Here is an 11,560-nt window from a genome sequence, read left to right as displayed (position 1 = left end):
GGATCTATAGCTCGGCGCTCACCGAGCTCCTCAGGAAGCCCCAAACCAGCTTGACCCACAAATGCGGGGCCCGAGCTTGCCTTTTAACAAAAGCCAGCTGGCTATCCAGAGCAGCGCGGTCATAGAGCCGTCCACCATGTATCACCGCCTTGATCCGGCGGGTGTTGGCAATGTCTTCCAGCGGGTTGGCGGCGAGCAATACGAGGTCAGCCCGCTTGCCGACCGTGATGGAACCGGTTGTGCTTTCTTCTTCGGCATAGCGCGCGGCCTCGAGAGTTGCCGCGCGCAGCACATCCGCCGGTGACAGACCGGCACGGGTAAGATGCTGCAATTCGTCGTGGTAGCGGAAGCCGCCAAGTGCCGTGTCGGTGCCGACGAGCACTCCGACTCCGCGCGCATGCGCCTCGCCGGTCAATTGCAAGCCCAGCGCGAAATAGTCCCTAAGGGCCTGCTTGCCGCGGTGGCCGGGAAAGTCGCTGGTGGTCCCGCCAAGATCATCGCGATAGGCCCAGCGTGACAGCGGGTCGAGATGATCGAGGCGCGGGTCTTCGAAGAAGGATGGATCGCCTGCGCGTGCGTCTTCCTCGCGGGTAACGTGGGTCGGCACAAACCAGCTTCCGGTCCCCGCCATTCGCGCCATCAACGCTGTACAACGCCGCGAATCGCGCGACTGGATGAACGCTTCGACCCGCTCTGTCGGTGACATCCCCTCCATCGCCCGCTCACGCCAATCGCGTGCCCTGCCGGAGCATTCGCGGGCGAAGAGGTGCGCGTGCTCGAAACTGGTCTGGCCCTGCGAAATCGCGGTCTCAAGGTCGACCGCTTGCGGCAAATGCCCTACCAGGCGGACGTTATTGGCCTTGGCTGCCTTGGCAGCGGCGACGTAGGCAGCAGGCGACAACCGGTTGTAGACCTTGACCGCGTCCAAGCCTCTGGCAGCATAGCGATCGACTAGGATGGCGGCATCGGCGGCGGAGATATCGGGGCTTTCGAGATAAAAGCTTGCCACTTCGACAATACGCGGGGCGCTCAATTCGCCGGCATCAATCTGGCGGTTCCACTCGCGCTTGTTGCCGACACAGGCGATCAGGCTGTCGCTTTCGCCGGGGCAATCCATCATGTCTCGCACATTGGTCACCCCATTGGCGATCCACAGGGGGAAGTGCATCTGAGGGGAGACCTGAAAGGTGTGGACGTGCATGTCCCACAGGCCGGGGATGAGGAAGCCGCCCTGTCCGTCAACAAGCTGGGCTTTCGGGTCGGTCGGCGGCGCGCCGATCGCGGCGATGGTTCCGTTGCGGACAGTGACGGCAGTTGGCGAACCTGCCTTCTCGGCTTCGACATCGATCACGCGGACGTTGTCGATCACCAGTGTTCTAGCAGTCGATGGAACGGGGGCGGTGCGCACCGGCCACAGCACGAGAATCGCGAACAGGCCGATGAGTACCGCCAGTACAAGGCCGGTTCGACGCAGGATCGTGCGGGCCATCCTAGCTAGGCATTCCGCGCCATCAGTCCGCCATCGACCGGGATGACCGCCCCGGTGATGTAACTCGCGGCGGGGAGGACGAGCGACAAGGTCATGTGGGCGACCTCTTCCGGCTCGCCATATCGCTTCAGGGCAGTACGGCGCTTGGCGAAGATGGTCTTGTGCTCGTCGGGCACGCCTTCGGTCATGGCTGTGGTGATCGGGCCCGGGCAGATGCAGTTGCAGGTGATGCCCTCCGGCCCGAGATCGACTGCGAGGCCGCGGGTGAGGCCCGTCACGCCGGTCTTGGCCGCGACATAGGGCGTGTCGCCGGGGGTCGCGCCGAGGCCTTCGGTGCTGGCGATGTTGACGATCCGCGCCGCATCGCTGCGACGCAGGTGCGGCAAGGCAGCGCGGACCATGCGCTGATGGGCTGTCAGCATCACGGCGAGCGCGCGCGCCCACGTTTCCTCATAGGCATCGCCCGCGTCGAGCGGACAGAAACTCGATAGGCCTGCATTGTTCACGAGGATGTCGATCCCGCCGAAATCTTCAGCGATCTGTTCGACGACGCGGACAATCGCCTCCCGGTCGCCGACGTCGAGGGCATAGGGCCGCGCCCCGGTCCCGCACTCGCGCGCGACGTCGTGGCACGCCTCGAAATCGAGGTCGGTCACCGCCACTCTGGCACCCTCGGCGCCGAACAGCCTGGCGGTCGCCCGGCCCATGCCGCTCGCAGCTCCGGTCACGATGGCGACGCGGCCGGCAATCGAGCGCGAACGGTTGGGTGGTGCCTGCATCCTGTATCTCCCTGCTGGGAGCAGCCTACCGGAATGGCGGCTCGTTGAAAGCGCGCAACTTGCGGCTGTGGAGGCGCGGGCCTTCCTCGCGCAGCAGCCGGCATGCGGTTACACCGATCTGCAAGTGCGCGGCGATCGCTTCCTCATAGAACTTGTTCGCCTGCCCCGGCAGCTTGATCTCGCCGTGAAGCGGCTTGTCCGAGACGCAGAGCAGGGTGCCGTAGGGAACGCGGAAACGGTAGCCTTGGCCCGAGATCGTCGCGCTTTCCATGTCCACGCCGACCGCACGGCTGAGCGACATGCGATGGGCCGACTGGGTGTAGCGCAGTTCCCAGTTGCGATCGTCGGTGGTGACGACGGTGCCGGTGCGCATGCGCTTCTTGAGGTCCGCACCATGCTCGCCCGAAACCTCTTCTGCGGCCGCGGCCAGCGCCTGCTGGACCTCGGCGATGGCGGGCAGGGGTATTTCGGGCGGGAGGACCGGGTCGAGAACGTGATCGTCGCGCAGGTAGGCGTGGGCGAGCACGTAATCGCCGATCTTCTGGCTCGGGCGAAGGCCACCGCAATGGCCGATCATCAGCCAGGCTTCGGGCCGCAGCACGGCAAGGTGGTCGCAGATCGTCTTGGCGTTCGACGGGCCGACGCCGATGTTGACCAGCGTGATCCCGCCGTGATTCTCGCCGACGAGGTGATAGGCGGGCATCTGGTGGCGGCGCCACGCCGTGTCGGACAGCTGCTCGCGCGCGTTCTCGGTCTTCTCGGTCAGCAGCAGGCCGCCCGCGCCGGCCAGGGCGGTGTAGCCGTTCTCGCCCAGTTGCGAGGCCGCCCACTCAACGAATTCATCGACATAGCGATGATAGTTGGTGAAGAGGATGAAGCGCTGGAAGTGTTCGGGCGCCGTACCCGTATAGTGGGCGAGCCTGGCCAGGCTGAAATCGGTCCTGAGGCCATCGAACAGCGAGAGCGGGATCGGCTCGTCCACACCGCCCAGCACGATGCCATCGGCCAGCTCGTCGCCGATGTCGGCCAGCTCGGTCGAGGGGAAATGGCGCGCGATCATCGTGGGATCGACCCCTGCAAGCACGGCGCCGGCTTCACCGTCGAGGACATAGGGGAAGGGGATTTCCTGCCGCGACGAACCGACTTCCACCTCGATTTCGTAGTTGGACGAAATCAGTTCGAGCTGCTCGCGCAAATAGTCGCGGAACAGGGCGGGGCGGGTCACGGTCGTGGTGTAGAGACCCGGTGCGTTGAGGCGGCCGAAGGCGCGGTTGCGGTCTTCCGGCTGATCGCCGCCCCTGAAGCGGAGACGCAGTTCGGGATAGGCATAGCTGCCATCGCTGCGGCGTTCCGGCGCGGGCAATTCGCGCGAACGGCCGAAGGCGATGACATCCTCGCGCAGCCGGCTGACGGCTGCATCGTAGATGCTCTCGATCCGGTCGAGGATCTGGGAAATGGTTTCCATGGGCGTTTTCTCCTGCCTCTTGTGTTTATGGTATCCCTTACTGCCACATGGCAGGCGGTTGTTACAAAAAGGGCGCGACCCCTGCGGATCGCGCCCCTTCTTATTCGTTCAAGAGAGGTCGAAGGCTACTCAGGCCTCGTCCTCCTCCGCCCGTTCTTCGAGCAGGTCGGCGGGAATTTCGCCGGGCTCGAGGCTAGGGTCGATGCGGTTGGCTTCGGCCTGCTCTTCGATTTCGCGCTGTTCGTCTTCGAACATCTGCGCCATCACGTCGATGCCCTGGCGCTGCAGCTCGGCTTCGTCGTCCGAACGGGCGACATTGGCCTTGATCGTCACCGAGACTTCCGGGTGGAGGTCGATGCGGACGTCGTGCATGCCGATCGCCTTGATCGGGTCACCCATGATGACCTGCTTCTTGTCGATGTCGTGGCCCTTGTCGGCAAGGGCGGCAGCGACGTCGCGAACGTTGACCGAGCCGTACAGCTGGCCGGTGTTCGAAGCGGCGCGGATCAGGACGATTTCGACACCGTCGACCTTTTCACCGGCCTTTTCGGCTTCGGTGCGGCGTTCGGCGTTTTCCTTTTCCAGGCGGTCGCGGTTCGCTTCGAAGACCTTCTTGTTGGCTTCGTTGGCGCGCAGGGCCTTCTTCTGCGGGAGCAGGAAGTTGCGGGCATAGCCGTCCTTCACGGTGACGACGTCACCGATCGAGCCGAGCTTTTCGATCCTCTGAAGGAGAATGATATCCATGTCGCTTCCCCTTACTTCACGATGTACGGCAGCAGGCCGATGTGGCGCGCGCGCTTGATGGCCTTGGCCAGCTCACGCTGCTTCTTGGCGCTCACGGCGGTGATGCGGCTGGGGACGATCTTGCCACGTTCGGACATGAAGCCCTGCAGCAGGCGGACGTCCTTGTAGTCGATCGCGGGTGCGTTCTTGCCCGAGAAGGGGCAGGACTTGCGGCGGCGGAAAAACGGGCGGGCCATCAGTCGCGCTCCTCACGTTCACGGCGCTTCTTGGAGTCGCGCTCGTTCTTGCGCATCATCACCGAAGGGCCGGTTTCGTGCTCTTCGACGGCGATGGTCATGTAACGGATCACATCCTCGTTGATGCGGGTCTGGCGCTCGAGCTCGGCAACGACGGAGCCGGGGCCCTCGATGTTGAGCAGCACGAAATGCGCCTTGCGGTTGCGGTCGATCTTGTAGGCGAGGTTCTTGAGGCCCCAGGTCTCCGTCTTGGTGACCTTGCCGTCATTCTGCTCGACAATCTCGGTAGCTTGCGCTGCCAATGCATCGACCTGAGCCTGACTCAGATCCTGGCGCGCAAGGAACACGTGCTCGTAAAGAGCCATGTGACTTTCCTTTCACTTCGGGCCGATCGCTGGCTGATCCGCGGGATTGCGGGGCCCCTCCGGCTTTCTTCGAATCCTCCGGGCGGACCCGAAGGATGCGCGCACATAGCCGGATTGGCGCCGAATGCAAGGCTTGCAGGCCGGGAACGGCGCGGGCAGGGCGGCATTGGGGTTCAAACGAGGAGATTCCTGTGCCCGGTGGATTGGTTGCGCTTCTGGACGACGTTTCGATCATTGCGCGCACCGCCGCCGCTTCGGTCGACGATATAGCCGCCGCTGCGGGAAGGGCGGGTTCCAAGACCGCCGGCGTGGTGATCGACGATGCGGCGGTTACGCCGAGTTACGTTACGGGCCTTTCCCCCGCGCGCGAGCTGCCGATCATCTGGAACATCACCAAGGGGAGCCTCAAGAACAAGCTGCTGATACTGCTGCCCGGCGCGCTGTTGCTGAGCGAATTCCTGCCGGCGGCCATTGTCTTCATCCTCATGCTCGGCGGTGCCTATCTGTCCTATGAGGGCGCCGAGAAAGTGATCGAGAAGCTTGGCGGTGCGAAGCACGGCAAGACGGTCGACGACGTCATCGAAGACCCGGTTGCTTTCGAGAAGCAGCGCATTTCCGGCGCCATCCGCACGGACCTGATCCTTTCGGCGGAGATCATGGCGATCACGCTCAACGAAGTCGCGTCGGAAGATCTCGTGACGCGCGGGGTTGTCCTCGCGCTTGTCGGCTTGGCCGTGACCATTGCTGTCTACGGTGTTGTCGGTCTTATCGTGAAAATGGACGACGTCGGCCTTCACCTTGCGGAACGCGAATCGACATTCTCCCAGAGTATCGGACGTGGGCTCGTCGCCGCGATGCCAAAGCTGCTCACCGTGCTCAGTTTCATCGGAACGATCGCCATGCTGTGGGTCGGTGGCGGGATCATCCTGCATGGCCTTGCGGAAATCGGTTTCGCCGGGCCCGAGCACTGGGTGGAGGGCATCCAGCATGGCGTCAGCGAGATCGCAGGCGCGGCAGGTGGCGTTCTCGGCTGGCTGACATTTGCCGGGCTCTCGGCTCTGACCGGGCTGGCGCTCGGTGCGGTGATCGTGGTCGTGCTCCACACAGTCTTCAAGATGGGACACGGGTTCGCCAAGGATAGCGAAGCCCATTAAGCGATCAGGAGAGCGTGCGGAACAACTCCTGTGCGAAGATGCTGAGCGTGTCGTCGCGCGCTCCCATCACCACGATCCGGTCCCCCGGCCTGGCGATGCTGGCAATCCGGTCGGCGACCGATTTGCGGTCGGGAATGTATTCCGCCTTGCCGCCAGCCTCCTCGATCAGGCGCACGATCCGCTCGCTCCCTTCGCTGCGGTCCACCGTGCCGCCGAAATAAACCGGATCACAAAGAATCGTCACATCTTCGGAGCCTAATTCGTTCGCGAAGGTCTCCGCCAGTTCGTCGCCCATTTGGCGCAACGGGCCATAGCCGTGCGGCTGGAAGAAGGCGATCACGCGGCCGGGATGGGCCTTGAGCGTGCGGAGCGTGGCCGCACATTTCTCCGGATTGTGGCCGAAGTCGTCGATGACGGTGATGGCGCTGTATGATGTGCCGACGATGTCGAACCTGCGGGCGAGCCCTTCGAAACTGCCGAGGGCTTCGACTGCCTCTGCAACGGGCACGCCGGCCGCTGCGGCGGCGGCAATAGCGGCGAGCGCGTTGGACAGGTTGTGCCTCCCCGGCAGGTTGAGGCGCAGGGCGTGTTCGCTCCCGTCATGCCGGTCGATGACCATCGCTGCCTGACGGACCGGACCTTCGGCGACCGTACCCGGCACCACGCCGATCTGCGCCTTCTCCTGCTCGATGCCGAAGGTGATGACCTCCTTGGCGTGCGGCAGCAGGGCCAGTGCCTCCGGATCGTCGGCATTGATGACCGAGATGCGGCTGCGCGAAAGGTAATCGCCGAACAGCTGGCGCAGCTCTTCCATGCTCTTGTGATCGAGGCTGACGTTGAGCAGCACGCCCACGGCAGGACGGTAGAGCGCGATCGAGCCGTCGCTTTCGTCCACCTCGCTGACATAGAGCGACTGCCCGCCCACGACCGCACTGGCATAGGGCCGCTCGGGCGAGACGAAGTTCTTCATCACCGCGCCGTTCATGATCGTCGGATCGCGCCCGACAGCGTGCAGGATCCACCCGAGCATGCCGGTGACGGTCGACTTGCCGCTGGTGCCTGCGATGGCCAGTCCGGCGCCGCTGGTGTTGAACAGGATCGAATTGAGCTCCGCGCGGGTCAGCCGGAGGCAATCCAGGTCCTTCGCCTGCCTCGCATCGGGCACAGTGTTCTCCACGGCCGCACTGGCGACGAGAATCTGGTCCTGCGAGACGATCCCGCTGCCATCCTGCGGGTGCAGGGCGAAACCCTGCCGCTCCAGCGCAGCGAACTTTTCCGGCGTATGGCCCTGATCGTTGCTGCGATCCGATCCTTCGACCGTGCAGCCGCGTCCCTTGAGGATCTGCGCGAGCGGCTGCATCCCGGAGCCGCCGATGCCACAAAAGAAGAACGGGCGGGCGAACAGGTCGTCGGGGGTGGGCATATCACTCATGCCGGTGCAGCTATTGAGTTGTGCCGCCCGATACAAGCGCGCTAGCAGGGGGCATGGTGAAAATCGCGATCTGCGCCCCGGGAAAACCGTTGAAGCGCGACCGGGCCGAGGCGGTCGAGGCCCTGGTGGCCGGGCGCGACGACGTGTCGGTGCATTTTCACGAGCAATGCTTCATCGAGGAAGGGCACTTTGCCGGAAGCGACGAAGTACGGCTCGATGCACTGCTCGAATGCGTCAACGATCCTGCGTTCGACGCGGTCTGGTTCGCGATGGGCGGCTATGGCTCCAATCGCATCGCCGCGCAGGCCGTTGCGCAAATGAACGCCGCAGCGCGGGCCAAGTCCTACCTCGGCTATTCGGACACCGGTTTCCTGCTGGGCGCGCTCTACAAGCACGGCATCGGGCGCGTCGCGCACGGTCCTCTGGCGGGCGATATCCGCCGTGACGGCGGAGAAGCTGCCATCGAGCGCGCGCTCGGCTGGTTTGCCGGATCGTCTGACGGCCTCGAACCAGGCCTCGACGGGCGTCCTGCGGCTGCTTTCAACCTGACGACACTCGCGGCGCTGGTCGGCACCGAACTTGCGCCGGACCTGTCAGGCCATGTTGTCATGGTCGAAGACGTGGCCGAGCACCTGTATGCGGTCGACCGCCTGTTTTTCCATGTCACGCAGCACCTTCGCGGGATCGCGGGCCTGCGTCTGGGGCGGATCAGCGACGTGCCCGAGAACGACCGCCCCTTCGGCACCGGCGAGGTCGCCATCGCCCAGGACTGGTGCGCGCGCAGCGGCATACCCTATCTCGGGCGGGCCGATATCGGCCATGACGCTGCCAACAGGATTGTCCCCTTCGGACTTGAGGCGCGCGCATCCGACGCCTAGGCGCGGCGCTTGAGGAGATTCACATGACTGCATTCATCTTTCCCGGCCAGGGCAGCCAGAAGATCGGCATGGGCGCCGATCTCGCCGATGCCAGCGCGCATGCCCGCGAAGTGTTCGAAGAGGTGAACGAGGCGCTCAAGCAGGACCTTTTCGCGCTGATGCAGGACGGGCCCGAGAGCGAGCTCACGATGACCGCCAATGCGCAGCCCGCGATCATGGCCAACTCGGTCGCCACCGCGCGCGTGCTGGAGAAGGAATTCGGCGTAGTGCTGGCGGACAAGGCCGCCTGCGTCGCGGGCCACTCGCTCGGCGAATACAGCGCGCTCTGCGCTGCCGGTGCGTTTTCGCTGACCGACACCGCCAAGCTGCTGCGCCTGCGCGGCATTGCCATGCAGGACGCCGTTCCCATCGGCGTCGGCGCGATGGCCGCGCTGCTGGGCGCCGATATCGAGAAGGCCACCGCACTCGCCGAGGCCGCCGCGCAGGGACAGGTGTGCGAGGTCGCCAATGACAACGACCCGACACAGGTCGTCATCTCGGGCCACGCCGAAGCGATCGATCGCGCGATCGAGCTGGCCAAGGACCACGGCATCAAGCGCGGGATCAAGCTGCCGGTTTCGGCGCCCTTCCATTGCTCGCTGATGGAACCAGCGGCGCGCCGCATGGAGGCGGCGCTCGGCGATACGCCTCCGGCTGCGTTCACCGTACCGCTCTTCGCCAATGTGACCGCGGCACGCGTCACCGACCCTGCCGAAGAGCAGCGCCTGCTGGTCGAGCAGGTCACCGGCCGCGTGCGCTGGCGCGAGAGCGTGCTGGCGATGCGCGAAGCGGGCATCGAGCGCTTCGTCGAACTGGGCGGCAAGGTCCTCGGCCCGATGGTCGGCCGCATCGACAGGGAAGCGACGACCACCAGCCTGGTCACAATGGAAGACCTCGAGACTTTCGCGAAGGAGAACGGATGATGTTCAGCCTCGAAGGCAAGACTGCCCTCGTCACCGGCGCCAGCGGCGGTCTCGGCTCGTCGATCGCCTATGCGCTGGCGAAGCAGGGCGCGCGGCTCGCGCTCTCCGGCTCGAATGCGGCCAAGCTGCGCGCCTTTCGCGAGCAGCTCAACGACGAATTCGGGCACGATCATGTCGAGATCACCTGCGACCTGTCCGACACGACACAGGTCGAGGAGCTGATCCCGGCGACGGTCGATACGCTCGGCCGGATGGACATCCTCGTCAACAATGCCGGCATCACGCGCGACAATCTCGCGATGCGGATGAAGGACGAGGAATGGGACCAGGTAATCCGCATCAACCTCGAGGCCAGCTTCCGCCTGATGCGTGCCGCCGCGAGGCCGATGATGAAGGCCAAGGGCGGACGGATCATCTCGATCACCAGCGTGGTCGGCCACACGGGCAATCCGGGGCAGATGAACTACGTCGCCGCCAAGGCGGGCCTCACCGGCATGAGCAAGAGCCTCGCGCAGGAGCTTGCAAGCCGCAACATCACCGTGAACTGTGTTGCGCCGGGCTTCATTCGCACCGCGATGACCGACGCCCTGACCGACGACCAGAAAGCCTCGATAAACAGCCGCATCCCGATGGGTCGCATGGGCGAGGGCGACGAAATCGGCGCTGCCGTGGCCTATCTCGCGAGCGATGAAGCCGCCTACGTCACGGGCCAGACGCTGCACGTGAACGGCGGCATGGCGATGATGGGCTGATTCGCCCAGTTTTCCCCAAAGGAAATAGGGGGCGAGGCTTCGCAGCCTTGCCCCCCATGCCACCCTCGCTAGGGTGAATATCCGTATTCCGGCGCACGAGGGGCGATTCCGGCCCTCGTCGTGCCCAGCAGGGACGAAAGTAGGACCATGAAGGCCACCATCGAACGCGCGACGCTGCTGCGCTGTCTTTCCCACGTGCAGTCGGTCGTCGAGCGGCGCAATACCATCCCGATCCTGTCGAACGTGCTGATCGAGGCCGACGGCGACAATTCGCTCAAGGTGATGGCGACCGACCTCGATTTGCAGGTCGTCGAGCACATGAATGCGAGCGTGGAGGACGCGGGGTCGATCACCGTCTCGGCCCACCTGCTGTTCGACATTGCGCGCAAGCTGCCCGAGGGCAGCCAGGTGAGCCTCGAGACAGCCGAGAACCGCATGGCGGTGAAGGCGGGGCGCAGCCGCTTCTCTTTGCCGACGCTGCCGCGTGACGACTTTCCGGTGATCGTGGAAGGGGACCTGCCGACCAGCTTCGAACTGCCCGCCAAGACGCTGGCAGAGCTGATCGACCGCACGCGCTTCGCGATCTCGACCGAAGAAACCCGCTATTACCTGAACGGTATTTTCTTCCACGTATCGGACGAGGACCAGCCGGTGCTGAAGGCTGCCGCCACCGATGGTCACCGCCTCGCGCGCTTCACCATCGCGCGGCCAGAGGGCGCAGACGGCATGCCCGACGTGATCGTGCCGCGTAAGGCCGTGGCGGAACTGCGCAAGCTGCTCGAGGAATCGATGGACGGCAATGTCCAGATCGACCTTTCGGCCAGCAAGGTCCGCTTCACCCTCGGCGGCGAGGGTGGGGTGGTGCTTACCAGCAAGCTGATCGACGGGACCTTCCCCGATTATTCGCGCGTCATTCCAACGGGTAACGACAAGCTCCTCAAGCTTGACCCGAAGAGCTTCTTCGAAGGTGTCGACCGCGTCGCGACCATCGCAACGGAGAAAACGCGCGCGGTGAAGATGGGGCTCGAGAAGGACAAGATCACGCTCACGGTGACTTCGCCCGACAACGGCGTGGCGTCCGAAGAGGTGCCTGCCGAATACGGCGCGGACGGCTTCGAGATCGGCTTCAACGCCGGATACCTTAAGGACATCCTGAGCCAGATCGACAGCGACACGGTCGAGATCCACCTGGCGGATGCCGGCGCGCCGACGCTGATCCGCAAGGACGAAAACGCGCCGGCGCTCTACGTCCTCATGCCGATGCGGGTTTGACCCTCGCCATAGGGGTTCGGGCAGGCTAGCGT

Annotated in this window: 12 protein-coding genes; 5 read left to right on the top strand and 7 right to left on the bottom strand. The window is 64.6% G+C overall.

Annotation, left to right across the window (positions count from 1 at the left end; translation table 11 throughout):
* Positions 1 to 4 precede the first annotated feature (4 nt).
* The 6 genes from K3172_RS10770 to rpsF form a co-directional block, all read right to left on the bottom strand.
* Positions 5 to 1,489, bottom strand: coding sequence for an amidohydrolase family protein (locus K3172_RS10770; RefSeq protein ID WP_221589911.1), 1,485 nt, complete (start codon positions 1,487 to 1,489; stop codon positions 5 to 7).
* 5 nt (positions 1,490 to 1,494) lie between these two features.
* Positions 1,495 to 2,268, bottom strand: coding sequence for an SDR family NAD(P)-dependent oxidoreductase (locus tag K3172_RS10765; RefSeq protein WP_221589909.1), 774 nt, complete (start codon positions 2,266 to 2,268; stop codon positions 1,495 to 1,497).
* A 25-nt stretch (positions 2,269 to 2,293) separates the two neighbouring features.
* Complete coding sequence (locus K3172_RS10760; RefSeq protein WP_282098631.1) at positions 2,294 to 3,787, bottom strand: AMP nucleosidase; 1,494 nt, start codon at positions 3,785 to 3,787, stop codon at positions 2,294 to 2,296.
* A gap of 75 nt (positions 3,788 to 3,862) precedes the next feature.
* Positions 3,863 to 4,477, bottom strand: a complete 615-nt coding sequence (gene rplI / locus K3172_RS10755; protein WP_221589905.1) for a 50S ribosomal protein L9 — start codon at positions 4,475 to 4,477, stop codon at positions 3,863 to 3,865.
* Positions 4,478 to 4,488: 11 nt separating this feature from the next.
* Positions 4,489 to 4,713: a 30S ribosomal protein S18 gene (rpsR, locus tag K3172_RS10750; RefSeq protein WP_094062939.1), complete on the bottom strand. Its 225-nt coding sequence runs from the start codon at positions 4,711 to 4,713 to the stop codon at positions 4,489 to 4,491.
* A complete protein-coding gene (rpsF, locus tag K3172_RS10745; protein ID WP_221589903.1) occupies positions 4,713 to 5,078 on the bottom strand; it encodes a 30S ribosomal protein S6 in 366 nt (121 codons plus the stop codon). Before rpsF ends, rpsR begins: the two co-directional genes overlap by 1 nt.
* A 191-nt stretch (positions 5,079 to 5,269) precedes the next feature.
* Here rpsF and K3172_RS10740 point away from each other — a divergent pair, with 191 nt between their 5' ends.
* Complete coding sequence (locus tag K3172_RS10740) at positions 5,270 to 6,232, top strand: DUF808 domain-containing protein (RefSeq protein WP_221589900.1); 963 nt, start codon at positions 5,270 to 5,272, stop codon at positions 6,230 to 6,232.
* A 4-nt stretch (positions 6,233 to 6,236) separates the two neighbouring features.
* Here K3172_RS10740 and K3172_RS10735 read toward each other — a convergent pair whose 3' ends face one another.
* A complete protein-coding gene (locus K3172_RS10735; RefSeq protein ID WP_221589898.1) occupies positions 6,237 to 7,664 on the bottom strand; it encodes a glutamate ligase domain-containing protein in 1,428 nt (475 codons plus the stop codon).
* 53 nt (positions 7,665 to 7,717) lie between these two features.
* Between K3172_RS10735 and K3172_RS10730 the strand changes: the two genes are divergently transcribed.
* The 4 genes from K3172_RS10730 (at position 7,718) to dnaN (ending at position 11,528) form a co-directional block, all read left to right on the top strand.
* Positions 7,718 to 8,542, top strand: coding sequence for an LD-carboxypeptidase (locus tag K3172_RS10730; protein WP_221589896.1), 825 nt, complete (start codon positions 7,718 to 7,720; stop codon positions 8,540 to 8,542).
* A gap of 23 nt (positions 8,543 to 8,565) precedes the next feature.
* Positions 8,566 to 9,504 carry an ACP S-malonyltransferase gene (gene fabD / locus K3172_RS10725; protein WP_221589894.1) on the top strand — a complete coding sequence of 313 codons (939 nt, stop codon included), beginning with the start codon at positions 8,566 to 8,568 and terminating at the stop codon, positions 9,502 to 9,504.
* The gene (gene fabG / locus K3172_RS10720; RefSeq protein ID WP_221591125.1) at positions 9,504 to 10,256 is read left to right on the top strand and encodes a 3-oxoacyl-[acyl-carrier-protein] reductase; all 753 of its coding nucleotides are present in this window, start codon (positions 9,504 to 9,506) and stop codon (positions 10,254 to 10,256) included. The genes fabD and fabG overlap by 1 nt, the downstream gene beginning before the upstream one ends.
* Positions 10,257 to 10,403: 147 nt before the next feature.
* On the top strand, positions 10,404 to 11,528 hold the full coding sequence (dnaN, locus tag K3172_RS10715) for a DNA polymerase III subunit beta (protein WP_221589892.1): 1,125 nt from the start codon (positions 10,404 to 10,406) through the stop codon (positions 11,526 to 11,528).
* The last annotated feature ends 32 nt before the right edge of the window (positions 11,529 to 11,560 follow it).

The organism is Qipengyuania proteolytica, from assembly GCF_019711565.1.
GTDB classification, from domain to species: domain Bacteria; phylum Pseudomonadota; class Alphaproteobacteria; order Sphingomonadales; family Sphingomonadaceae; genus Qipengyuania; species Qipengyuania proteolytica.
This window is presented reverse-complemented; position numbering and strand designations above follow the sequence as displayed.